We start from the raw sequence: 23692 nt of genomic DNA, 5'->3' as shown, positions 1-23692 counted from the left end.
CTTTCGCAGCCTTATCGATGAACAAGAAAAAGCCCGTCACCATCAGCGACATCGCCAAACGCGTCGGCATGACCACCATCACCGTGTCCCGTGCGCTGAGCAAACCCGACCTGGTCAAGCCCGCCACCCTGGCGCGCATCCTCGAAGTGGCGCGGGAACTGGACTACGTGCCCAACGCCTTCGCACGCGGGCTCAAGCGCAGTGAAAGCCTGATCATCGGCGTGATCACCGCGTCCGTGGACAACCCGTTCTACAGCGAAATGATCAAGGCGATTTCCCGTGAGGCCAAGCAGCACGGCTACACCATCATGCTGGTGGACACCGACGAGCTGGAAGAACTGGAAAGCAAGGCGGTGGACACCCTGCTGGGCTACCGCGTGGCGGGGATCATCCTGTCGCCGGTCTCCGACGAGCCGAGCTACCAACCCGACTACCTGGAACGCCTGGGCAACGGCAAGACGCCGGTGGTGCTGCTCGACCGCACGCTGCATGACAGCCCGTTCAGCCGCGTAGTGCTCGACAATTACCACAGCGGTATCCAGGCCGCGCATTACCTGCTGCGCCAGACACCCCATCTCAAGCGCCTGCTGGTGCTGACCGGGCCCGAGCACTCGCGCATCACCGTCGAACGCCTCAAGGGCCTGCGCGAAGTGCTGGCCGAACACCCCCAGGTGCACGTCGAAGTGCAGGCCGGCGACTACACGCTGATGCCGTCCTACCTGCACACCCTCGACTACCTGGCCGAGCACGCGGCGCCGGACGCGATCATGGGCTTCAACCAATTGATCACCCTCGGCGCGCTGCGCGCGTTGCGCATGCACAACATCCCCCACGACAGCCTGACTATCTGCGGCATCGACCGCCTGCCCTTCGCCGATATCTTCGGCGTGCCCATCGCCTGCGTGGCCCATGATGCATCGTTGGCCGGCAGCAGCGCGGTGCGCCTGTTGCTCGACCGCCTGCAAGACCCGCACAAGCCACGGGACAAGGTGGTGATCGCCGGCCGCCTGGAAAACGGCTAGCGGCTGGTGTAGCCGCCGTCGATGGGCAGGCTGACGCCGCTGATCATGCTGGCGGCGCGGCTCAGCAGGAACAGCACCGGCAAGGCGACTTCCACGGTTTCGGCAAACCGCCCCAACGGGATGGCCGCCAGCGCCGGGTCGCGCTTGGACGGCTCGGACCAGGCCATGGCCGCCATCGGCGTCAGCGTGACCGTGGGGTTGACGCTGTTGACGCGAATTCCGAAGCGCCCCCATTCGGCGCATTGCACGCGGGTGATCGCATCCAGCGCGGCCTTGGACGCGCAGTAGCCGAGGTGATCGTCCAGCGCCACCAGCGAGGCCTGGCTGGAGACGTTGACGATGCTGCCGGCGATCCGTGCCTCGATCATCCTGGCCGCCACGCGGCTGGCGACTTGCGCGGCGGCGCGGGCGTTGACGTTCATCACCTGGTCGAACGCCTCGGCGCTGATCGCCGCCGCCGGCTCCAGCCGCGAAATTCCGGCGCAATTGACCAGCCCGTGCAACGGCGGCAGGTCTTGCAGGGCTGTGTCGAGGGCGGCGCTGTCGGCGATGTCCAGGCACAGGCTATGGCAGCCGAGCCCGGCCAGGGCCTGCGCGTCGCGGCCAAGGGCAAAGACCTCGGCGCCGCTGGCGATCAGTTGCAGGGCGATTTCGCGGCCAATGCCGCTGCTGGCGCCGGTGACGAGGATGCGGTGGTGGGTGAAGTCAAAAGTGGCCATGGCGACATTCTCTAAGGCAATGAAGATCCCCCTGTGGGAGCGGGCTTGCTCGCGAAGGCGGTGGGTCAGTCAATACATCCATGGCTGATCCACCGCATTCGCGAGCAAGCCCGCTCCCACATTTTGGATCTTGGTGAATCAGTGGGTTTGCAGGTTGTGCATGATCGGTTTCAGGGCCGGATACAACTTCAGGTACTCGGCAAACGCCAGGTCATACGCCTCAACGTGTTGCGCCTTGGGCTCAGCCCTCAGCTGCAGCTGGACCCAGCCCTTCTCCATCGCCCCGTCACTCACCAACCCCACGGTATGCGCAGCCAACAAGGCCGCACCCAACGCTGCTTCCACTTCCTGGACAATGGTGTACACCGGGTACCGCGTCACGTCCGCGATGATCTGCATCCACAGGTCCGAATGGCTGGCGCCGCCCACCACGATCAAACGCGGGTCCAGCGAATGCGCGCCGCGGGTGCCGGCTTCGATGTTATGCCGCAGGGCAAAACTGACCCCTTCAAGCACGGCGCGGTACAGGTGGATTCGGCTGTGGTACAGGTTCAGCCCGACAAAGCTGCCACTGGCGCGGTCATCCCACACCGGGCTGCGTTCGCCCATCAGGTACGGCAGGAACAGCAAGCCTTCGCTACCCGCCGGGACGTTCATCGCGCTCTGCTCCAGCAGCACCAGGCTGTCCTGGCCGGTGGCCTTGGCCTGTTGCTCTTCGGCCTGGCAGAACTGTTCGCGAAACCAGCTGACCGAAGCGCCGGCCGTGATCGCGCCGCCGAAGATGTACAGGTCGCGGTGGCCGTTGTAGACGTGGGGCATGCTCACCAAGCCGTGATGGGCGTCCACCTGTTGGTTCAGGTAGCCCCAGCACATGCTGGTGCCGATCATCGCCACATGGTTACCCGGCTGCGTAACGCCCGCCGCCAACGTCGCCATGGCGGCGTCGACGCCGCCGGCGAGAATCGGCGTGCCGGCGTGCAGGCCCAGGCGCTGCGCCCATGTCTGGAGCAAACCGCCGACCACCTCGCCGGAATACACCAGGCGCTGCGGCATCATTGCCGGTGGAATTCCCAGGGTATCGAGCATCTCGACAGACCAGCCGCGCGCCTTCACGTCGTAGACACCGCCGATATTGCCGGCGCTGCTGTGGTCCACCGCCAGCTCACCGGTGAGGCACCAGTTGATGTAGCTGTTGGGCGGCAGCAGGTAGCGCGTTTTCGCCCACACCTGAGGCTGGTGCTGTTTGAGCCAGAGCATCTTGGTGAACCCGTAGTAGCTGTCCACCGAGTTGCCGGTGACCTCGAACAAGCGTTCAAGGTCCACCTGCTCGCGCACCCAGGCCACCTGCTCGCCGGCGCGGCGGTCCATCCAGATCAGGCACGGGTGCAGCGGTGTCATCTGCGCATCCACCGCAATCCCCGAGCCGCCATACAGGCTGCTGATGCACAGCGCCTTGACCTGTTGCGCCGCCACGCCGGCCTTGGCCATGCACTGCGACACACAGGCTTCGACAGCGTCCAGCCAGACCTGCGGCCATTGCTCGGCCCAGCGCACTCTGGGGGTATCCACGCGATACCCCTGGCTATGCTGGGCGATGATCGCGCCGTGCGCATCGACCAGCAGTGCCTTGGTGCTCTGGGTCCCTATGTCGACACCCATCACGTAGTTCATCGTCAGGCCACCGGCTTCAACAGCACCTTGATCGATTTGGTCGAGTTGGCCAACTCGAACGCTTCGGCGTAGTCATCCAGTGGGAAGTCATGGGTGACGATGCCTTTGGACGTCACCAGGCCGCGCTCGAACAGGTCGATGGCGATCGGGTAGCAGTAAGGCCCGAGATGCGCGCCGCGCACGTCCAGCTCCTTGCGGTCGCCGATGATCGACCAGTCGACGCTGGTCTCGGCGCCGAACACGCTGAACTCGACAAAACGCCCGAGCTTGCGGATCAGATCCAGGCCCTGGGTGACGCCGGCCGGCACGCCGGTGGTTTCGATATACACGTCACAACCGTAGTTGTCGGTCAGGCTGTTGATGATTTCGCGGGCGTTGTCGCGCGTCGGGTTGATCACCACGTCGGCGCCGAATTTTTTTGCCAGCTCAAGGCGCTCGTCGACCATGTCGATCACCACCAGTTTCTTCGGGGTTTTCAACGCGGCGACCTGGACCATGCACAGGCCGAGGGTGCCGGCACCGGCGATCACCACCACGTCGTCGAGCTGGATGTCGCCGCGGTTGACCGTGTGGATCGAGCACGCCATGGGCTCCACCAGCGCCGAGTCTTCCAGCGACACCGATGCGGGAATCTTGTGCACGATGGCCGTCTTGGGGATGCGCATGTACTGGGCCATGCCGCCTTCGGCCACCTCACGCTGGAAGCCGAAAATGTTGTGCACTTCGCACATCCAGTACTTGCCGGATTTACAGAAGCGGCACTTGGCGCACGGCACGATCTGCTCGGCGATCACTTTGTCGCCCACCGCGACCTCGAAGTGCTCTGCGGCGCCCTCGCCCGCTTGCTCCACATAGCCAAAAAACTCGTGCCCCGGCACGACGGGCGCCTTGACCCACGGGTTGTCGCCGCCCCAGAACATCGCCGCGCCAGAATGGCACTTGCAGTCACTGGCGCAGATGCCACAGGCGGCGATACGGATCACCAGTTCATTGGCGCGCGCCTGGGGTTTGCCGATGCGTTCCAGGCGATAGTCTTTGGGGCCGTGGCAGACGACGGCTTGCATTTGGGTGAGCTTGTCCATGATTTCTGACCTGTCTTGAGGAGTTTATTTATGGCGCTGACGGCTGATAAAGATCGCCAGCAAAATGATCCCGCCCTTGATGACGCTCTGGACGTAGGGCGACACGCCGAGCATGTTCAGCCCGTTGTTCAACACGCCCAGCAGCATGGCGCCGAGCAACGTGCCGATAATCACCCCGCGCCCGCCGGCTATCGATGCACCGCCCAGCACCACGGCGGCAATCGCATCCAGTTCGAACGACACGCCGGCATTCGGCTGGCCGCTCATCAGGCGTGAGGTCAATACCAGCCCGGCAATCGCCGCCGTGAGGCCGCTGATGCCGTACACCAGCAACTTGAAGCGCGCCGCCCGTACGCCAGACAAACGCACCGCTTCTTCATTGCCGCCGATGGCGTAGATGTAGCGGCCGATGCGCGTGTGTTGCAGCAGCACATAAGCGGCCAGGTACGTGATCAGCATGATCAGGATCGGCACCTGGATACCGAACAGGCTTTCGCGGCCAAAGAACGCAAACCAGTCCGGCAACCCGGAAATCGGGTAGCCGTCGGTGTACATCAGGCCCAGGCCCCGGGCGATGCCCATGGTCGCGAGAGTGACGATGATCGGTGGCATGTGCAGGTAGGCCACGAACAGGCCGTTGCCAATGCCGAAGGCCACGCCGACCAGCATCCCCGCGCCAATCGCCACGCCTGGCGGCAAACCGGCGACCATCAAGCCGGCGGTGAGCGTGCCGGACAAGGCCATCACCGGCCCCACCGACAAATCGATGCCGCCGGTGAGAATCACGCAGGTCATGCCCACCGCGATAATTGCGTTGATCGACACTTGCCGGGCAATGTTCGACAGGTTGCTGGCGGTGAGGAAGGTGTCGCTGGCCAGGATCATCACCAGCGTCACCACTACCAGCCCCACAAACGGATAGAACGCCGGCGAGCGCAGCAGCCGCGCCAGGTTCAGGCGCAGCCGGCTGTTATCGCCGCGGCTAATGGACATATTCACTTGAGCCCCCTGTTGCATGGCGCATGACCTCTTGAGGATTGACGGCAGACGCTTCGAGTACCTTGACGATGGCGCCCTTGTGGAACACCGCAACGCGGTCGCACATGCCGATGACCTCCGGCAATTCGGAGGAGATCATGATGATTGCGTAGCCCTGTTCGGTGAGGCTGCGCATCAGCGCGTAGATCTGCGCCTTGGCGCCGACATCGATGCCACGGGTGGGTTCGTCGAACACCAGCACATCGCAGTGGTGGTTGATCCAGCGTGCGATCACGACCTTCTGCTGGTTGCCGCCGCTGAGGTTGAATACCCGGCTTTCGCTGCTGGGGGCCTTGATCGACAGCTGTTTCATCAGGCCCTCGACGCTGGCGCATTCGCGGCTTTTGTCGATCAGGCCCGAGGCGTTCTGGTATTTGGGCAGGTTGTTCAGCGAGATATTTTCGCGGATGCTGAAGTCGGTGATCAGCCCTTCGCTCTTGCGGCTTTCCGGGAGCAGGCCGATGCCGTGGGCGAGCGCTTGCGCCGGGTCGTCAAGGGTGATTTTTTCACCGCGCAGCCACACGTCTTTGCTCACCGACGGCAGCGCGCCCATCATGCCCAGGGCCAGTTCGGTGCGGCCGGAGCCGACCAATCCGGCAAAGCCGAGGATCTCGCCCTTGTGCAGTTGGAAACTGTTGCGCGGACCATTGCGCACCAGCTGGATGTGCTTGACCTCCAGCAACAGCGGGCCGCGTTCGGTGGTGGGTTTGGGCGGGAAACTGCATTCCAGGCGGCGCCCGACCATCATCTCGACCAGGCGGTCGATGTCGCTGTCGGCCACCTCGGTGACGCCCACGTTGCCGCCGTCGCGCAACACGCTGATGCGGTCGCACACCTGGAAAATCTCCTCCAGGTGATGGGAGATGAAAATCACCGCCACGCCCTGGCGCTTGAGCTCGCGCATGATCCCGAACAGCAGCTCGGCTTCGCTGGGCGTGAGCGTCGCGGTGGGCTCATCGAGCACCAGCAGGCGCGCATCCAGGGCCAGGGCCTTGGCGATTTCGACGAACTGCTGCTCGGCCACGCTCAGGTGCTTGACCGCACATTGCAGGTTAATGCTGACGCCCAGGCGCTTGAACAACGCCTCGGATTTCTCAACCATTTCGCGCTTGCGCAACAGGCCGAAACGGTTGCTCAATTCGTGGCCGAGGAAGATGTTTTCCACCGCCGTGAGGTAAGGAATCAGGCTGAATTCCTGGAACACGATGCCGATGCCGGCGGCAATCGCGTCGCGGTAAGTCGAGAATTGCTGTACCTGGCCATCGATCAATATGCGGCCTTCGTCCTGATGCTCGACGCCGCCGAGGATCTTCATCAGGGTGGATTTGCCCGCGCCGTTTTCGCCGAGCAAGGCGTGGATTTCGCCGCGCTCGACCTGCAGGTTGATGGACTTGAGCGCCTGCACGCCCGGGTAACGCTTACAGATGTTTTCCAGCTTCAGAAGACTGCTCATACCGCCGACCTCGTATTCAGAAGGAAACCTCAAGCCCCACGGGTTGCGTGGGGCCTGGGTGACTTACCAGCTGAAATCCTTGGCCTTGGCCTGGTCGATCAGGGTGATGTCCACCGGAACCGTGGCCGGCACGTGCGCGCCCCACTTCTTGGCCAGGGCGATGCCCAGGGCGAGGCGGATCTGATCGCGCGGGTATTGCGCCGAGGTGGCGATGAACTTGCTGCCGGGCTTCTGAATGGCCTTGATCGCCTCCGGTGCGCCGTCGACGCTGACCAGTTTCACGTCCATGCCGCTGGCTTCGATGGCCGACAGCGCGCCGAGCGAGCCGTTGTCATTCACGCTGAAAATGCCCTTGAGGGTGGGCTGGGCCTGCAGCATGTTCTCGGTGACCGTCAGCGCCTGGTCACGTTCCTGCTTGCCGTTCTGGATGCTGACAATCTTCATGTCCGGATGCTTGGCCACGGCCTCTTTGCAACCGCGCACGCGCTCCAGGATCGGCACCACGGCAATGCCGTCGAGGATCGCGATATTGCCTTTGCCACCGATGTTCTTGGCCAGGTATTCACAGGCCTGGAAGCCGGCGTCGAAGTTTTTCGAACCGACAAAGGAGTCCAGCGGCCCTTCCGCCTGGGCATCGACCGCCACGACCACCACACCGGCGGCGTGGGCGGATTTGACGGCCGACTGCACGCCCACCGAATCGGTGGGGTTGATCAGCAGGATATCGATGCCTTTTTGCAGCATGTCTTCGACATCACTGACCTGCTTGGACACGTCATGGCGGGCGTCGGTGATGATCACTTTCGCGCCGATGCTCGCCCCGGCTTCTTCCAGGGCGTTTTTCATGGTGACGAAATAGGGGTTGTTGATTTCCTGGAAGGACGCGCCGATGCGGATCGGCTTGGCAGCCTCGGCGAAAGCGGGAGCAGCGGTGCCGAGGGTGATGCTTACAGCCAATAAACACAGGGTTTTCGGAAGCATTTTCATGGCATGGTTCTCTGTTTTGTTTTTATTTTTAGAGCAAATGTTATCGTTAACATTTTGTCAGAAGCTAGCAAGGAAATGAGACGTGTGCAAGGGGCCATTGGTCGGTCGAGGTACGAATGTGGGTGGGAGTTGGCTACCGTGGCGGCCTTCGAGCCGACCAGGCTGGTTGGGGTTGACGGTGTACATATCCGTTATTTGGGTCACGGCGGCTATTGGTTCCGCTCTTACAGCGGCTCACTTTTGAAGAGCGCAAAAGTAAGCAAAACGCTCTTGCCCCGCCACTCGGCACCTCGCTTAGGCTCGGTGTGCCCTCACTCCGGCCAGCGTGGTTGACGGGGCGCCTGAGATCAAAATCAAAAGCCAGATCAAGAGCAGAGCCAGAACAGCCTGAGGTCTACCTGATGTACAGAGATCAAACTTTGGAAGGCGCTTGCCCCCGATGAGCATAGGTATCTACACATCTTTGTAGTGAGCGGGCTTGCCCCGCGCTGGGTGGCGAAGCCGCCCCAATAAAGGCATCGCCGAGCTTCAGGTAGAATTCGGTCGCCTGGTTTGGGGCGGCTTCGCCACCCAGCGCGGGGCAAGCCCGCTCACTACAGGGATACTTTTGAGTCGTTGAAAGTTGTGTAGATACCTATGCCCCGATGAGGATGGGTCAGTTGATAAATTTTAAGCCCCCTCCCACAGTTTTAACCGAGTACACCAGCCCCATCACCGGTCGGCTCTAAGGCCGCCGCGCTCTGGCTTTTGATCTCGAATCGCCCCGTCAACCACGCTGGCCGGAATTCGACAGTGATTTGGGGGGTAAACCGGCAGGGATGCCGGTTTAGCCGCCCACGCGCCATGGATGGCGCCTGGGCGGCGTCCCCCCAAATCAGTGTCGGATTACGGGCATGCCGAGCCTAGGCGAGGCAACGAGTGGTGGGGCGAGGACTTTTTGGTTACTTTTTGGGGCCGGCATTCCGGTCCTTCAAAAAGTGACCCGCCGTAAGGGCGGAACCCATAGCCGCCGTTACCTAAATAACGGATATGTACACGGTCAACAACAACAACAACAACAACAACAACAACAACAGCCTGGTCAGCCCGAAGGCCGCCACGTCAGATACCCATCTCACTTTCCCAACAAAAAGGGGGACAGCCCTGTCAGGCTGCCCCCCGATTTATTTACACCATTGAATCAATGGATGATGTCTTGGGTGCAGATATGCCCAAAGGTCACGTAAGACACATTATCACCCCCCACGCCCACACCCGGGAACTCGTCCAGCTCTATCCGCCAGCCACCGAAGTTGAAGGTAGTGTCCCAGTTGTAGGAAACGCCCGTGCTGCTATCCGCGAACTGCACACGGTTTTCGCCGAAGCACTCACCGAGACCGGCGGTGGCCTTGGACGTGCCCGAACTGTCGGTGGTGGCCCTGAAGTCGGTCCAGTTGAAATCGGCCCCTTCGAAGTGCTTGTCGACACGCAACACCGGCGTGACACCCAGCAGCGGTGTACCCGTGGAGTCGGACCAGTTGGTGGACCAGGTCAAGGTCCGTGCGGCCTGGGTCGCCATCCAATATATCGATGCCGGCACCCGCACGATGTTGTCCCCCTTCACGTCCGAGGTATTCAAACGCGGTGTGGAACCCAAGCTCAGCTGATAGGCCTTGGTCGGGTCCTGCGCCACCCCAGGGTTGGCCCGCACACGCACTTTCACGGTAGTGCCCGGCGTAACACTTGGGTAAGTCGAGGTGGAGCCGGCCGGCACGGTGACCCAGTTGGTGCCATCGAAACGGTCGAAAATCCACTGCTCACGGCTGCCGTTCTCGTCGCCGGCCAGGTACATGCTCACACTTTGGCCGCGCACCGCCTTGAAGTCGAAGTAATCGACATCGTTGGCGTTGTCGAGGTTGCCAGTGACCTTGTTCATCGAGTCCGGCAGCACAAAGGCTGTCTGCGCCGTATCGTTGGGCTCGTAGGCATCGATGTTGGCGTCTACCGCCACGCCAAAGCTGAACTGCGAGCTGCTCGCCACCTTGGCCACCATGTACCAGTAGTAATCACCGGCCGGCAACACACCGTCGAGGTATTCATCGGCACTGTCCGCCGCATCCGATGAGCCCACTACGCTGAGGTTACCCTGGCCGTCGTCCTGGAACAGCGTCAGCGACATATCGGTGCCCGCGCTCTGGTTGACCAGCTGCACCTGGATCCGCGCGTTCTGCGGCAGGTTGAAGTGATAGGCGAACTCCTCACCCTGCCCTACGCCGTCAATGGTGTAGAGGGTGTTGATGTCCAGGGTGGGAAACAGCGGCTCGAAGGCAGCGACGGCAGCACTTTTCGGCGCGGCCTGGCTCGGTTTTTTCAACTCGGCGATGACGGTATTGAAAGGCGCGGTCTTAACCGTCTGGGTGACAGCCTTGGACTGGCCGGCCTGGGCTGCCTGAAGTTTTTGCTTGAGGCTGGCCGGGACCTTCGCCGCGTCCAGCTTGCCGCCGGATTTGAGCGCTTTATCCACGGCCTGCCTGACCGCTTCTGCGCTGAGTTTTTGAGGGGTTTGCTCGGCCAGGGCAAAGGCCGAAACGAAGCAGGAGGCCGCCATGGCCGCGCCGAGCATAAAGGCTTTTTTCGATTTCATTTTTTATCCATCCATAGTTAAAAACTGAAGGTCAGGTGACATCCGGTCACCTGGGATGGAATGTAGGATATAACTGTACGGATGTACAGTATTTCTGATGAAAAATACTAACTCCTATGGAATGGGGATGTCGCACCACCAGCGCCAGAACGTCCAGATTGCCGTCCCGACGGCCAAAATGTACAAGAGGTAATAGGGCCACACCATCCAACGCTTGAGCGCTAAAGGAACAGACGCCAGTTCGGCCTCAGTGACAACGCCGGCTTCCAGATAGCGCTGGGAGTCTGAAAAGAACTCGGAAATCAGCAACATGCGATACTGCCTGTCGATCCACTGATTTCGGCCCCAGAAACGTTTATTGTCACGGACCCTTTCGTTTTCACTGAAGTAACTTTCCACTTCGTCGAGCTTTTTATATTTAGCAAAAATCACCACCCCCGCGGAAAAAGCCAACCAAACAGCCAGCGCCACCGAGTAAACGAGAAACAAATCCACGGTTACGCCCCCTCAGGCTGGAATATCAAATCCCCATTAACTTCCATGATCTTCCCTCCTAGAAGCGAACCAAATTCGCCTATCGCATTGCCTCCGGTAGTCCCTCCCGCTACACCTCCAATGACCCCGCAAGCGAGTTCACCGTTTCCTTTAAGTCGAACGCCTAAAATCATTTTGCATGCTCGAACAGCAGCTTTTGCACCCAACTCTCCCAGAAAAGCAGCCCCTGCCACCCCACCCGCCAACCTCCCCGTCTCCACATACTTCGCACTCCGACACTGCGCCTCCCTCCCCGTCACGCACGCCTCCCTGATCTCCAGCCCCGTCACCCCAACATCCAGCGCCAACCCCACATAAGTCCCCTTGCCCAACCACTCCGACATCTGCGCAATCTCGCGAATCCGCTTCGCATACCCCGCGATCTCTCCCTTGTGCAAATAGCCCTTGGTCGAAATCCCCAACACCTTCTTCAACGACTCATTGCCCCGCAACCCTGTACCAAACCGTGCCGCGCCTTGCAGTTACGTCTCCAATAGACCAAACAACGCTCGGCGTTGCCGTATGAAAGCGTCTCTGCCCAACCCACCGTCCATCAGCCGCCGGTGAAGCCGCTCAATCTCCTCCAGCTGTCTGCCCGGATTTTTCGGCGACCAGCGTGTAGGAACTTTACGGCCGTCGATGTCGGTGGTTTCCAGCGGCGTCAGTTGGATGTCGGCATTGTGCAGGGTTTGAGTGCGGCCCTCGCGATCGTTCCAGGTGTCGGTCAGGTAGGCCGCCCCGTCCAATGCGATAGCCGGCGTGAGGCCATGGTCTTCTGGGAAGCTGAACACTTTGCCGGGCACCACTTGGACAAAGTCCGCCGCATCACTGACCAAGCCGGCAAAGCTCTCCTGGGGCGCAGGCGTTTTGTCGCAAGCGGCCAAAGACGTGGCCCTATGGAATGGGGATGTCGCACCACCAGCGCCACAAGGCCCAGATTAGCGTCTCGAGGGCCCAAACGTAGCCCATGTAATAGGGCCACACTACCCAACGCTTGAGCGCTAAAGGAACAGACGCCAGTTCGGCCTCAGTGACAACGCCAGCTTCCAGATAGCGCTTAGAGTCTGAAAAGAACCCGAAAATCAGCAACATGCGATACTGCCTGTCGATCCACTGATTCCGGCCCCAGAAGCGTTTATTGTCGCGGACCCTTTCGTTTTCCCTGAAGTAACTTTCCACTTCGTCGAGCTTTTTATATTCAGCAAAAATCATCACCCCCAAAGAAACAAACAGCCAAACAAACCACACAATGGTGTAGACGAGAACAAACCCCATGATTAAGTCCCATCTGGCTGGAATATCAAATCACCATTCATCTCAAGGATCATTCCTCCTAAAAACGCACCGCGATCGCCGGCGACATCGCCTCCGATAGTCCCTCCCGCTACACCTCCAATGACGCCACAAGCGAGCACCGCTTCCTTTCATGCGAACGCCTAAGAACATTACGCATGCCCGACGAGCAGCATCTGCGCCAACCCTACCCAGAAACGCAGCCCCTGCCACCCCACCCGCCAACCTCCCCGTCTCCACATACTTCGCACTCCGACACTGCGCCTCCCTCCCCGTCATACAGGCCTCCTTGATCTCCAAAGCCGCCACATTCACATCCAACGCCAACCCCACATAAGTCCCTTTGCCCAACCACTTCGACATCTGCGCGATCCTCTGAACATGCTGCGCATAACCCGCTATCTCGCCTTGATGCAGGTAGCTTTTGGTCGAAATTCCAAGCGCTCTTTTTAACGGATTGCCGCGCAACCCCGTCCCGAACCGCGCAGCACCCTGCAGTTGTGTCTCCAATAGACCAAACAACGCTTGGCGTTGCCGTATGAAAGCGTCTCTGTCCAACCCACCGTCCTTCAACCGCCGGTGAAGTCGTTCAATCTCCTCCAGGGTATGCCCCACTTCATCCAGATGCCGGCGCCATGCCGATGTGGCACTGCCCACCCCAATCGAGCTATAGGCCAGAAAGCTCTGCACCAAATCATAGTTATCGAACCCCACTCTGCCGACCGTGACCTGCTGTTTCAAATTGTGACTAATCTCTTCGGCATAGCGCATCAACCGAGCTTCCTCGATAGAACAGGTCGCACTGGAAGCGTCGGGAACCAGCACTAATTGACCCGGCTCCAGCATCCCGTGGCGCAAGTGCTGATTCAACACATCAAAATGGTCCGTCCCTTGCAACAAGCCCCCAGGCCATAGGCGGCTTTTCAGACTCTGATAGTCCGTAAAACCTTCGGTGATATATCCGTACGCCATGTCTCTCATTCCGAATCAAAGAAAATGGCATCGAAATATAAGCAAAGTCCTACGCCCCGAACACAAGCCCAGGCGAGCGGAATTACATTTGGGAATTTACCTACATAGCGTGGAAATAGGACTTACAGACTCCACGTTAATACCCGGTCATCTCCAGATACCCCACCCCGCCCTCAAACTGCACCGGCCCTTCCCAGTACGGAATACTCAGGTTCATCCAAGCGTTGGGGTTGACGGCCCGGGTAGTGATATCCAGCTGTTTACCCGGAATTTTCAGTGACCAGCGTGTGGGAATCTTGCGGCCGTCGATGTCGGTGGTTTCCAGCGGCGTCAGCTGAATGTCGGCGTTGTGCAGGGTTTGGGTACGGCCCTCGCGATCGATCCAGGTGCCGGTCAGGTAGGCCGCCCCGTCGGTTTGCCGCACGCGGAACAGCATCACCTGCTCGCCACGGTCCAGGTGCAGGGAGAACCAGTCCCAACCGGTCTGGCTGGCGGTCAGTGGTTGGCTGCTCCATTCGCGGTCGAGCCAGGCCGGGCCGGTGACCTGATAGACCTTGCCGTCAATGCTGACGCTGCCCTTGGCGTTGAAAAACGGCTGGCTGTAGTAATACGACGCCTGACCCTGGTCGGATTTGCGGCTGTAGCCGTTGTCGCCCTGCAGCACCAACGGGCGTGTGGAAGTCAGGTGCAGGTCGTAGGCGAACTGCGCGCCGCCGGCCTTGAGTTGCATGTCCGACAATGCGCTGGCGCCGCCGGGGCGGGTGGCGAACGTCCAGTCGTCGATCCAGGCGTCGAACGGCACCGCCTGGGCGCCGGCCTGGCCGACGCCACCTCGGGCGAAGCGTTCGGCCGCGTAGTGGCGGGTGGCGGACGTGACGGCGGCGTGGCCAAGCCAGAGGGTTGAATCGCGCCAGCCTGCCTGGGTCGGTCCGGCCTTGAGGGCGTTGCGAAACAGCGTCCATTGCACGCCGAACAGATTGCCCTGCGCATCCTTGAGGTTGGCGGTGACGTACCACCACTCAATGCGATAACCGGCGTGAGGGCCATGGTCTTCAGGGAAGCTGAACACTTTGCCGGGCACCACCTGGACGAAGTCCGCCGCATCACTGCCCAGGCCGGCAAAACTCTCCTGGGGCGCCGGGGCTTTGTCGCAAGCGGCCAATAACAACACAAACGCCCACAGCAGGCCCTTAGTCTTCATTGGCAAACGTCCTCAACAAATCCGCCGGACGGCTGCGGTACAACTGCCACAACGGCCAGGCCGAAGCCAGCAAAGTCGCGAGCAACGCCAGCCCCAGTAATTGCGCGAGCTGCCATGGAAACACCTGCAACGGCAGGCGCCAACCGAACGCCTGCACATTGATCACTGCATCCAGGCACCAGGCCAACAGCAGCCCAAGGGGCAAGGCCAGCACCAGCGTAAGCACCGCCAGCAGCCAGGTCTGGCCCAGGTTGAGCAGCATCAATTGCCGCCGGGTAACGCCCAGCGCCCACAGCGGTGCAAGTTGGCCCAGGCGGCTCTGGCTCTGGGTCAACAGGCTGATAAACAGTGCTACGCCGGCCACTCCCAACGTCAGGCTGTTGAGCGCGGCCGTGGCGGCGAAGGTGCGTTCGAACACCTGGCTGGACCAGCCCTTGAGTTGTTGTTGATCGATGATGCGGCTGTCTTGCAGGGCGAACTCGCGTTGCACCTCACGTATCAACGGCGCCACATCCGACGGTGCCACGCGCAGGTTGAAACGCGCCGGCGACAGCCCCGGCCAGTGCGCCAGCAAGTGGTGGGCATTGACTAGGACGTGGCCCTTGGGGTTGCCGTAATCGGCGTAGATGCCCACCAACCTGGGCGCCCACACGCCCTGAGGCGTGGGGATGCTCAGGGTATCGCCGAGCTGCACACCGAGCCTGCGCGCCAGTTGCTCGCTGAGCATCAGCGTGTCGCCTTGCTGCAACTGGTCCCAGGGGTCGCCTGTCGCCTCGAGCAACGGCCAATGCTGGCGATAGGTCGGGTCGTCGACCACCCCAAACAGGTCCGCCGGCCACCCCTGCAATTGCACCGCGACCTGCCAGGTGGGCAGTACGGCCCGCACCAACGGTTGCTGCGCCAGCCAACCGCCGAGCTGCCGCGCCTGCGCCGGGTCTTGCGGGTTGAGGTACAGCTCGGCGGTGAGACGTTGCTCCAGCCAGTTGTTGAAGGTGTGACGAAAGCCCGAGGTCATGGAGCCCGCGCCGATATTCGCGGCCAGGGCCAAGAGCAACGCCATCAGGGCCAGGCTCAGGGCCGGCAGTTGCTGGCGGCAGTCGGCGAGAAACCATTGGCCAAGCACCGAGCGGCTGCGTCCCAATACCGCCTTGAGCAGGCCATTGAGCACCACCGGCAAACCCAGGGCTGCACCCAGCAACAACGCGGCCATCAGCACAAAACCGGCGGCAAGGCTGTCACCCAGCCACAGCGCCAGCACGGCGATCAGCAGCGCTGCACCGGCCACCCAACCTTGACGTCGCAACCAGCGCCCATGCGCCTCATGCCAGGCCTGGGCATTGGCCAGGGCCAGCAACGGCAAGCGGGCCGCCCGCCAAAGGCTGCTGGCACCGGCCAGCAAAGCACCGAACAGGCTCAAGCCGAGCCCCGCCGCCCACCACCACGGGCTCAGATTCAATTGCCCCGGCAACTCGGCGCCATACAGGCCACGCAGGCTGGCGGCCACATCCGGCAGCAGCAGGCTGGCCAGCAGGTAGCCGCTGGCCACGCCAAGCACGCCACCCAACAGCGACAACACACCGAGTTCTACGCTGAGGCTGAGGATCAACATCCGCACACTGACCCCGCAGGCCCGCAACGTACGCAGCAACCCGCGGCGTTGTTCCAGGGCCAGGCCGATGGCGGCGTGCACGATAAACAACCCCACCACAAAGGACAGGAAGCCCAGCGCGTCAAGGTTAAGGTGAAAGCTCTCGGTGAGGCGCGCCAGGTTATTGTCCTCGCCCTGCTTGAGTTGCAACCCGGCGGGCGGCAGGGGCTGGCCGGCGGCGAAGGCGTTGTCCAGCAGCAGGCGCGACAGGCGCTCGGGCATGTCCAGCACGGGTTGGGCGAAACCGATGTCGGTGAGCAACAGGCCGGGCGCCATCTGCGCCTGGGCTTGCAGCGGCGGCAGCGAGTGGCCATTCAGGGTGATCGGCTGCTGGCCCTCGTGCAGCCCCAAGGCCTGCAAGGTCTGCGGCGCAATCCAGGTACGCCCTGGCGGGTCAAAAAACGCCAGCATCTGCGCCTGGCTCAAGCGCTGCCCCGCCACCGCGCCACTGCCGGGCAACGACAGCGGGTCTATGCCCATCAATTGCAGCCGTATGTCCTCCAGCCCCTTGAGCTGCACCCGCCCCTGCACCACCGGGGACACCGGCCATCCGGCGCGGCGCAACTGGGCAAACAGCGCCTGGGGGAAACTGGCACCGTCCGGCGCGCTGAGGCTGGCCTGGGGTTCGCCACCGATCAACTGGCTGGCGCGGGCGTAGCTGTCGCGCGCCTGGCTGTTCAGAGCTTGCACGCCGATCAGCAGCGCGGTGGCCAGCCACAGGCCTGTGAGCACGCTGAAAAACTGCACGGGGTGGCGGCGCCAATGGCTGAGCAGCGCGCGCAAGGTCCACTGGAACACGGCCATCTCACACGCCGCTCGCGGGTACGACACGACCGCGGTGCAGCACCACCTGCCGGTCCAGCCGCGCGGCAATGCGTGGGCTGTGGGTGACCATCAACAGGCTGGTGGGGCTGTCGCGCAGCAGGTCCAGCAGCAAATGCAGCACCTCGTCGCTGGTGGCTTCGTCAAGGTTGCCGGTGGGCTCGTCGGCCAATAACAGGCCGGGCCGCGACGCCAACGCGCGGCCCACAGCCACCCGTTGCTGCTGGCCGCCGGAGAGTTGCTCCGGGTAGCGCTTGAGCAGATCGCCCAGGCCCAGGCGCTCCACCAACTGCGCCTGCCATTGTCGGTCAAACCGGCCCGCCAGCCGCGCCTGGAACGCCAGGTTGTCCTCGACCCGCAAACTGCCGATCAGGTTGAACTGCTGGAACACCAGGCCGATTTGCGTACGCCGCCAATGGGCCAGTTGCGCCTCGCTGAGTTGGTCGAGGCGTTGCTCACCGACCAGGATGCTGCCGCCATCCACTCGATCCAGTCCCGCCACCAGGTGCAACAGAGTGCTCTTGCCGCTGCCCGACTCGCCCATCAACGCCAGGCTGCCGCGCTCGGCCAAGTGCAGATCCACACCCGCCAACACCGCCAACGGGCCCTGGGGAGTGGCGTAGCTTTTAAACACACCGTGCACCTGCAACATGACAACACTCGCTTGATGGGTGGCTATCGAGAATAACGGCTGTCGCTCAACGTCACGCAAATTTTTCACATGGATTTCACCGGCTGCCCACCCGGCCCACTCTACAGTGCCGGCCATGGTCATCCGCCGGCAATGTCCGGCTATTACGCTTGACCACTTTCAACCGCAACCTGTTCAGCGAAAAGACAGCCCCCCTGTGCCAGCTTTCGGCTCCACTACAGGCATTCGCCAACAGGTTGCGACTCACTGACACGACACTGCCCATGGTGATGATGTGGTTAACCTTACCCTGACCAAACCGCGTTCGCGACGGGCCTTTATCAAGCGCCTGCAACGGCTGTGGCTGGGGGCCGCGGTGGTGGGGGTGTTGCTCGCCGGCAACCTGTTCTGGCACGCTTCGCCAACGGACCTGGGCGTCGGCAACCGCCTGCTGGCATCCGACGTGCTGCCCCTATGGCGTGACGGCGACCTGATCGTGCTGGTGCGTCATGAAGAGCGCTGCGACCGCTCGGCCAACCCCTGCCTGGGCCCTGTCGAAGGCCTGACGGTCAACGGCAGCCAGCAGGCGCAAACCCTGGGGAAAGCCTTCAGAACACTGGGCATGGACGGTAGCGACGTGCTGGCCAGCCCGGCCATTCGCACTGCCCAGACCTTGCGTTTCATGTTCGGCAAAAACGAGCTGACCTCCGGCCAGCAAGCCGTCTGCGGCGCGGCAATGGGCGAGGAACTGTTGAGCCACAAGACCTCGGGGCGCAACCTGGTTTTCGTCACGCACAGCGGCTGCATAGCCGACTTCGAAAGTACCCTGGGCTTTCCACACGCCACCTTCCCCCAGTACGGCAGCGCACTGTTCGTGCAGGTGTTGCCCAACGGCACGTTCAAGCCTTTGGGCATCGTCAACAGCCCGGACTGGCCCGCCGCGCTGAAGCATCTCTAGCCACACTCCCGCCTGCCTGTTCAGTAAAAAGACAGCGCTGTTCTGGCATGTTGAGCTGCGCCTTTTAATCAAGGACGTCATGAATTTCTTCCGCAACCCAGTGAATGCTGTGACCTCTTCCTCTATCAGTTCTTTACCTCAACGGCCCACCACTAAACGTCAGGGAGCGACGTCTGCATGACTCGATTAAAACCCCTGCCAATCCTGTTGCTGGCCTTTGCCGCGTTTTACCTGCTGCCCCTGGGCTTGCACGGTTTATGGACGCCCGATGAAACCCGCTACGCCCAGATCAGCCAGGAAATGCTCCAGAGCGGCAACTGGATAGCGCCGCATTTCATGGGTATCCGCTACTTCGAAAAGCCCGCCGGCGGCTACTGGTTGATCGCCCTGGGCCAGGCGGTGTTCGGCCAGAACCTGTTCGGTGTGCGCATCGCCTCGGCCGTGACAAGCGGCCTGAGCGTGCTGCTCGCCTACCTGATTGCCCGCCGGTTGTGGAATGACCCACGCAAAAGCTTTGCCTGCGCCCTGCTCTACCTGAGCTTCGGGCTGGTTGCGGGGCAAGCGGGCTATTCCAATCTCGATCCGCCATTCACCCTGTGGGTCAACCTGAGCCTGGTGGCCCTGTGGTTTGCACTCGACAGCGCCACACTGCGTGGCCGTCTAGGGGCCTGGGCGATCGTGGGCCTGGCCTGCGCCATGGGTTTGCTGACCAAGGGCTTCCTGGCCTGGGTGCTGCCGGTGCTGGTTGCCGTGCCATACATGCTATGGCAACGCCGCCTGGGCGAATTGCTGCGCTATGGCCCGTTGGCCATGCTGGTGGCGGTGCTGATAAGCCTGCCGTGGATGCTGGCGGTGCATTTTCAGGAACCGGACTTCTGGCGCTTCTTTTTCTGGAATGAACACATTCGCCGCTTCAGCGCCGACAACGCGCAACACGTGCGGCCATGGTGGTTCTTCCTGCCGATCATCGCGGTGTCATGCCTGCCTTGGGCAGGACTGCTCCCCGCCACCTTGCGCAAGGCCTGGGATGAAAAACGCCACCCCGCGATCCTCTTCCTGGCCTTGTGGCTGCTATTGCCCCTGGGTTTGTTCAGCCTGAGCAACGGCAAACTGCCGACCTACATCATGCCGTGCCTGCTGCCCTTGGCATTGCTGATGGGGCATACCCTGGCGGACCTGATCAGCAGCGGCCGCGCCCGCACAATTTGCCTCAACGGCCTGCTCAACTTCGTGATCGGCATGGTTGCCATGATCGGCCTGATCTACCTGCAAATCGCAAGGCCGCTGTACAGCAACAGCCACGCCGAGATGTTCAGCCTGTCCCTGGCGTTTATCGTCTTGCTGGGGTGGATCCTCTGCAACCTGCTGCAAGCCTTTCGCCCGCTGACGCTGTGGGCAACGCCGGTCCTGGGCATCGGCCTGTTGGTGATACTGCTGCCGGCGAGCATGCCGGGGTGGATCGCCAACAACGAAATGCCCGACCAGTTTGTGCTTGAACACCTGCAGGAACTGCAGCAGACCAACGCCCTGCTGAGCAACGAACTCGGCAGCGCCAGCGCCCTGGCCTGGCGCCTGCAGCGTCCCGAAGTGGCGCTGTACGACACCGAGGGTGAGTTGCGCTACGGCCTGCAATACGCCGGCGCGGTGCACCGCAAAGTGGAACTGGAACAGGTTCAGGCCTGGCTCAACGACGCGCGCCAGCACGGCTCCGTGGGGGTGCTGATGCGAGTCAACAGCACCAGTGAAATGCGCGAGGCAGGGCAACTGCCGCCTGGCGGCAAGCGATACTACAAAGGCTGTCTGGAACTGATCCTGTATCCGCAGTTGCCCGTCAAGAACGCAGGACTGATCAACTGACAGCGTAATGTAGTGAGCGGGCTTGTCCCGCGCTGGGGGGCGAAGCCGCCCCAAAACCAGTCAACCCGGTCTCTCCTGGCTCACCGCGGCGTTCCGGTTGGGGCGGCTTCGCCACCCAGCGCGGGACAAGCCCGCTCACTACGTCAGAGCCAGGCGGCGTCCCATAATGCGTAGTCGCCCACTCGCTCAACCAAGCCAGCGCGCAACGGGTTTGCAATGATGTAGCGCGCCATCGTACGAATATCGTCTTCCGCACGCACAGCCCTATCGTGATAGCCGGGCTGCCAGACCCGTTCTTTACTTCGGCGACGCTTGTTAATCGTCAGCGTACTGCGCGATTTGATACGCCGAACGACATCGCCCAATGTCTGCTGTTTCAGCTCAAACAACCAATGGATATGGTCGGGCATGATTACCCAGGCCATGGAATCGACCAGGCCAAGTTCATGAACCTGCCGAAACTCTGCAACCAGCAGGCGACCCAGGAACAGGTCGGTAAACAAACGCTGGCGGTGATGAACCACAATGGTGATGAGGTAGCTACGTCCGTGCTCCGAGTAACGACCGTGACGCAGACGGTGGGTTTGAGGTGTTGGGCGCAAACCCTTCGCTCCTGGAACAGTTCCCTAAGAGCATCAACGCTAGCTCACGATTTCCAGCGAACCGTCACAAACAGGTCACAGGATATGTGTAGTGAGCGGGCTTGCCCCGCGCTGGGTGGCGAAGCCGCCCCAAAACCAGTCAACCCGGCCTCACCTGGCTCACCGCGGCGTTCCGGTTGGGGCGGCTTCGCCACCCAGCGCGGGGCAAGCCCGCTCACTACAGAGAGATTTCAACCTTTGAAAGTTGTGTAGATACCTATGCTGCGAAAGCGGTGTATCAGGTCCCATTTCTTCCAGCAGTGCCGCCGCCTTCGCAGCCTCGCTGAAGCTCGACAGCTCCCACATTTGATCTCCACAGGCTGCGCGAAATGTTGCGTGGCTACCAATGCCCCATCCCCAGACTGAACGGCGAAAATTCCGCAAACACCCACCTCAACGCCAACGCCGCCGGGCGCCGGACCGTGTGTTCCACGGTTACCGTCCACACGCGTTGGGCGCCCTCGTACAGCGCCACTTGCGGGCCGTCGAGGATCAACGATGTGCGTCCGGACAGTTGCAGCACATCGCCCGATGCAAAATCGATGAACAACAACCCCGCCACCGGGTTCACCTGCAGATTACCCAGGGTGTTGAAGAACAGGTTGCCGGCGAAGTCGGGAATGGTCAGTACGTTGCCTTCAACCCGCACAAAGCCGGTGTTGCCGCCCCGGTGAGAAACGTCCACCGAGCGCTGGCCGTGCGCCTCGATGTAGCTGGCGACGAAGAAAGTGTCGGCGTTGCGGATCAAGGCCTGTGCCGCTTCGTCGAGCCCGTTCAAGCGTTCGACCAGGATGCCGGGTTTGCGGGCGACGGCGTCGACTGGCCGCAGTTGGATGTACTTGGGGCAGTTGCCAAAGGCCTGCACCACGTCGACCGAAAAGCCCTCATGATCGAACGCGCCGATACGCCCGTTCATGCGGTTGCGGCGGCGGGTGTTGAGGTCGATGCCCAGCAAGCCTACCGATGCGCCGGGCTGCAGTGCGTTACGCGCCGGATCGCCTACCGACGGCAGTCTGTCGATCTGCAGCGTCAGTGGGTCCGGCGAGTGGGCAAAACCTGGTGCGCCTTCAATCATCGTGGCCCAGGGAATGCCCTGCTCGTCCACCACACCTAGCATCAGGTACGGCAACAAGGGGTAGAAATCCCGATGCTGTTCCGGCAGGTGATCGCGAATCACCTTGGGCCCGATCATCGCCATCCGATCGGCCACGCCAACTGCTGCTTGCATCTGCCGTTCGCCGGCATGCCAGGGAGTTTGTTCGATCGGGTTCATGGCGCGCTCCAGTGGAATCACCAGGATCAACAATCCAGCATTTCACCGGATGAAGCAATCCGGTCGGCGCGTTGGTGAGACAACCGCACGAAGTTTTCATGAAAAAATTCAAACTATCGCCACCCCTGTCGCTCACACCTTCACGTGCAACGCAAAGTAGGAGGCGACATGCAATACCGACAACTGGGCCATTCCGGCCTGCTGGTATCCGAAATCATCCTGGGCACCGTGCCCTTTGGCGGTCGCGCCGAATTTGAACAATGCGGATCGGTTGATGTTCCGCAGGCCAAGCGCATGTTCGACATCGCGTTCGACGCGGGTGTGAACATGGTCGACACCGCCGACCTCTATTCCCACGGGCTGGCCGAAGAGGTGGTCGGAAAGGCCCTGGGCGACAAGCGCAACGAGATCCTGCTGGCCACCAAAGGTCGCAGCCCCGTGGACAAGAATCCGAACAACTCCGGCTCATCGCGCTACCACTTGATTCGTGCCTGCGAAGCCAGTTTGAAACGCTTGGGCACCGACCATATCGACCTGTACCAATTGCACAATTGGGACGGCATGACGCCCATCGAGGAAACCCTCGAAGCGCTGCGGCTGCTGGTGGGCTCGGGCAAAATCCGCTATTTCGGCACCAGTAATTTCACCGCCTGGCAAATGATGAAAACCCTGGGTAAGGCCGAGCTGCACGGCATGCTCAAACCCATCACCCAGCAGATCTACTACACCCCGGAATCCCGCGAAGCCGAGTACGAGCTGCTGCCACTGGCGCTGGACCAGCACGTGGGCACCCTGGTGTGGGGACCGATGGGCGAAGGCTTGTTGACCGGTTCGACCCGTCGCGGGCACAAGCCGCCCGCCAACACCCGCCAGGGCAGCGGCTGGCCGGAACCCTATGTGCATGACCAGGAGCGCGCGCTGGACATCATCGAGACCCTCGCCGCCGTCGGCGATGAGCACGGTGTCTCGGTTGCGCGCACGTGCCTGGCCTGGCTCAAGGATCGACCGGGCATCACCTCGCTGATCATCGGCGCCCGCACCGAAGCGCACCTGCGCGACAACCTGGCGGCCACCGAACTGAAGCTGACCGAGGAACAATCCTCGCGCATTGAAGCGGTGACGCGTCGCCAGCCGTTGTATCCGTATTGGCATCGGTTTACCGCCGGGATCGACCGTTTTGACCCGGCGGAGCAGCCGTTTCTGGCGGAGCATCAGAAGACCATGGATGCGCGTAAGGACAAGTAGCGCAGACACATAGCAGATCAAA

19 protein-coding genes and 1 pseudogene are annotated in these 23692 nt (G+C 61.7%); 4 read left to right on the top strand and 16 right to left on the bottom strand.

The genetic code is table 11. From position 1 onward, the window contains the following. The first annotated feature begins 17 nt into the window (after window positions 1–17). The gene (locus ACLH0H_RS19385) at window positions 18–1022 is read left to right on the top strand and encodes a LacI family DNA-binding transcriptional regulator (protein WP_411379241.1); all 1005 of its coding nucleotides are present in this window, start codon (window positions 18–20) and stop codon (window positions 1020–1022) included. On the opposite strand, the gene ACLH0H_RS19380 is transcribed toward ACLH0H_RS19385, so the two are convergent. The 14 genes and pseudogenes from ACLH0H_RS19380 to ACLH0H_RS19315 all read right to left on the bottom strand — a co-directional run bounded on the left by ACLH0H_RS19380 (window position 1019) and on the right by ACLH0H_RS19315 (window position 17717). After that, window positions 1019–1741 carry an SDR family oxidoreductase gene (locus ACLH0H_RS19380; protein ID WP_411379240.1) on the bottom strand — a complete coding sequence of 241 codons (723 nt, stop codon included), beginning with the start codon at window positions 1739–1741 and terminating at the stop codon, window positions 1019–1021. The genes ACLH0H_RS19385 and ACLH0H_RS19380 overlap by 4 nt on opposite strands. Window positions 1742–1879: 138 nt before the next feature. Continuing rightward, window positions 1880–3412 (bottom strand): FGGY-family carbohydrate kinase, encoded by a 1533-nt coding sequence (locus ACLH0H_RS19375; protein WP_411379239.1) that lies wholly within the window; start codon window positions 3410–3412, stop codon window positions 1880–1882. Between the two features lie 2 nt (window positions 3413–3414). Beyond that, entirely contained in the window at window positions 3415–4494 is a 1080-nt protein-coding gene (locus tag ACLH0H_RS19370; RefSeq protein ID WP_411379238.1) for an alcohol dehydrogenase catalytic domain-containing protein, read from the bottom strand. Window positions 4495–4518: 24 nt separating this feature from the next. After that, complete coding sequence (locus ACLH0H_RS19365; protein ID WP_411379237.1) at window positions 4519–5511, bottom strand: ABC transporter permease; 993 nt, start codon at window positions 5509–5511, stop codon at window positions 4519–4521. Continuing rightward, the gene (locus tag ACLH0H_RS19360; RefSeq protein WP_411379236.1) at window positions 5477–6985 is read right to left on the bottom strand and encodes a sugar ABC transporter ATP-binding protein; all 1509 of its coding nucleotides are present in this window, start codon (window positions 6983–6985) and stop codon (window positions 5477–5479) included. Before ACLH0H_RS19360 ends, ACLH0H_RS19365 begins: the two co-directional genes overlap by 35 nt. A gap of 63 nt (window positions 6986–7048) precedes the next feature. Beyond that, window positions 7049–7972 carry a substrate-binding domain-containing protein gene (locus ACLH0H_RS19355; RefSeq protein WP_411379235.1) on the bottom strand — a complete coding sequence of 308 codons (924 nt, stop codon included), beginning with the start codon at window positions 7970–7972 and terminating at the stop codon, window positions 7049–7051. Window positions 7973–9152: 1180 nt separating this feature from the next. Continuing rightward, the gene (locus ACLH0H_RS19350) at window positions 9153–10595 is read right to left on the bottom strand and encodes a hypothetical protein (protein ID WP_411379234.1); all 1443 of its coding nucleotides are present in this window, start codon (window positions 10593–10595) and stop codon (window positions 9153–9155) included. Between the two features lie 114 nt (window positions 10596–10709). After that, complete coding sequence (locus tag ACLH0H_RS19345; protein ID WP_411379233.1) at window positions 10710–11090, bottom strand: hypothetical protein; 381 nt, start codon at window positions 11088–11090, stop codon at window positions 10710–10712. 2 nt (window positions 11091–11092) lie between these two features. Continuing rightward, a pseudogene (locus ACLH0H_RS19340) lies at window positions 11093–11716 on the bottom strand (hypothetical protein); the annotation flags it as partial. Window positions 11717–12023: 307 nt separating this feature from the next. Next, window positions 12024–12404 (bottom strand): hypothetical protein, encoded by a 381-nt coding sequence (locus ACLH0H_RS19335; protein ID WP_411379232.1) that lies wholly within the window; start codon window positions 12402–12404, stop codon window positions 12024–12026. 42 nt (window positions 12405–12446) lie between these two features. Further along, window positions 12447–13394 carry a hypothetical protein gene (locus ACLH0H_RS19330; protein ID WP_411379231.1) on the bottom strand — a complete coding sequence of 316 codons (948 nt, stop codon included), beginning with the start codon at window positions 13392–13394 and terminating at the stop codon, window positions 12447–12449. 136 nt (window positions 13395–13530) lie between these two features. After that, window positions 13531–14595 (bottom strand): lipocalin-like domain-containing protein, encoded by a 1065-nt coding sequence (locus ACLH0H_RS19325; RefSeq protein ID WP_411379230.1) that lies wholly within the window; start codon window positions 14593–14595, stop codon window positions 13531–13533. Next, window positions 14585–17047, bottom strand: coding sequence for an FtsX-like permease family protein (locus ACLH0H_RS19320; protein ID WP_411379229.1), 2463 nt, complete (start codon window positions 17045–17047; stop codon window positions 14585–14587). The genes ACLH0H_RS19325 and ACLH0H_RS19320 overlap by 11 nt, the downstream gene beginning before the upstream one ends. A 1-nt stretch (window position 17048) precedes the next feature. Then, window positions 17049–17717, bottom strand: a complete 669-nt coding sequence (locus ACLH0H_RS19315) for an ABC transporter ATP-binding protein (protein ID WP_411379228.1) — start codon at window positions 17715–17717, stop codon at window positions 17049–17051. Between the two features lie 274 nt (window positions 17718–17991). On the opposite strand from ACLH0H_RS19315, the gene ACLH0H_RS19310 reads away from it, so the two are divergent. Further along, window positions 17992–18654: a histidine phosphatase family protein gene (locus ACLH0H_RS19310; RefSeq protein WP_411379227.1), complete on the top strand. Its 663-nt coding sequence runs from the start codon at window positions 17992–17994 to the stop codon at window positions 18652–18654. A 177-nt stretch (window positions 18655–18831) separates the two neighbouring features. Further along, window positions 18832–20511, top strand: a complete 1680-nt coding sequence (arnT, locus tag ACLH0H_RS19305) for a lipid IV(A) 4-amino-4-deoxy-L-arabinosyltransferase (protein WP_411379226.1) — start codon at window positions 18832–18834, stop codon at window positions 20509–20511. Between the two features lie 143 nt (window positions 20512–20654). Here arnT and ACLH0H_RS19300 read toward each other — a convergent pair whose 3' ends face one another. Then, window positions 20655–21113, bottom strand: a complete 459-nt coding sequence (locus ACLH0H_RS19300; protein ID WP_411379225.1) for an REP-associated tyrosine transposase — start codon at window positions 21111–21113, stop codon at window positions 20655–20657. A 379-nt stretch (window positions 21114–21492) separates the two neighbouring features. Beyond that, complete coding sequence (locus ACLH0H_RS19295) at window positions 21493–22425, bottom strand: pyridoxamine 5'-phosphate oxidase family protein (RefSeq protein ID WP_411379224.1); 933 nt, start codon at window positions 22423–22425, stop codon at window positions 21493–21495. Window positions 22426–22593: 168 nt separating this feature from the next. On the opposite strand from ACLH0H_RS19295, the gene ACLH0H_RS19290 reads away from it, so the two are divergent. Next, window positions 22594–23670: an aldo/keto reductase gene (locus ACLH0H_RS19290; RefSeq protein ID WP_307391528.1), complete on the top strand. Its 1077-nt coding sequence runs from the start codon at window positions 22594–22596 to the stop codon at window positions 23668–23670. The last annotated feature ends 22 nt before the right edge of the window (window positions 23671–23692 follow it).

The sequence above is a fragment of the Pseudomonas sp. MPB26 genome, from assembly GCF_046605355.1.
In the GTDB taxonomy this organism is placed as follows: Bacteria; Pseudomonadota; Gammaproteobacteria; order Pseudomonadales; family Pseudomonadaceae; genus Aquipseudomonas; species Aquipseudomonas cedrina.
The sequence above is the reverse complement of the archived record's forward strand: the minus strand, read 5'-3'. Positions and strand labels throughout refer to the sequence as shown.

Coding starts and splice junctions, on each gene's coding strand:
- ACLH0H_RS19385 (WP_411379241.1), top strand. CDS start 18: ATGAACAAGAAAAAGCCCGTCACCATCAGCGACATCGCCAAACGCGTC.
- ACLH0H_RS19380 (WP_411379240.1), bottom strand. CDS start 1,741: ATGGCCACTTTTGACTTCACCCACCACCGCATCCTCGTCACCGGCGCC.
- ACLH0H_RS19375 (WP_411379239.1), bottom strand. CDS start 3,412: ATGAACTACGTGATGGGTGTCGACATAGGGACCCAGAGCACCAAGGCA.
- ACLH0H_RS19370 (WP_411379238.1), bottom strand. CDS start 4,494: ATGGACAAGCTCACCCAAATGCAAGCCGTCGTCTGCCACGGCCCCAAA.
- ACLH0H_RS19365 (WP_411379237.1), bottom strand. CDS start 5,511: ATGCAACAGGGGGCTCAAGTGAATATGTCCATTAGCCGCGGCGATAAC.
- ACLH0H_RS19360 (WP_411379236.1), bottom strand. CDS start 6,985: ATGAGCAGTCTTCTGAAGCTGGAAAACATCTGTAAGCGTTACCCGGGC.
- ACLH0H_RS19355 (WP_411379235.1), bottom strand. CDS start 7,972: ATGAAAATGCTTCCGAAAACCCTGTGTTTATTGGCTGTAAGCATCACC.
- ACLH0H_RS19350 (WP_411379234.1), bottom strand. CDS start 10,595: ATGAAATCGAAAAAAGCCTTTATGCTCGGCGCGGCCATGGCGGCCTCC.
- ACLH0H_RS19335 (WP_411379232.1), bottom strand. CDS start 12,404: ATGGGGTTTGTTCTCGTCTACACCATTGTGTGGTTTGTTTGGCTGTTT.
- ACLH0H_RS19330 (WP_411379231.1), bottom strand. CDS start 13,394: ATGGCGTACGGATATATCACCGAAGGTTTTACGGACTATCAGAGTCTG.
- ACLH0H_RS19325 (WP_411379230.1), bottom strand. CDS start 14,595: ATGAAGACTAAGGGCCTGCTGTGGGCGTTTGTGTTGTTATTGGCCGCT.
- ACLH0H_RS19320 (WP_411379229.1), bottom strand. CDS start 17,047: ATGGCCGTGTTCCAGTGGACCTTGCGCGCGCTGCTCAGCCATTGGCGC.
- ACLH0H_RS19315 (WP_411379228.1), bottom strand. CDS start 17,717: ATGTTGCAGGTGCACGGTGTGTTTAAAAGCTACGCCACTCCCCAGGGC.
- arnT (WP_411379226.1), top strand. CDS start 18,832: ATGACTCGATTAAAACCCCTGCCAATCCTGTTGCTGGCCTTTGCCGCG.
- ACLH0H_RS19295 (WP_411379224.1), bottom strand. CDS start 22,425: ATGAACCCGATCGAACAAACTCCCTGGCATGCCGGCGAACGGCAGATG.
- ACLH0H_RS19290 (WP_307391528.1), top strand. CDS start 22,594: ATGCAATACCGACAACTGGGCCATTCCGGCCTGCTGGTATCCGAAATC.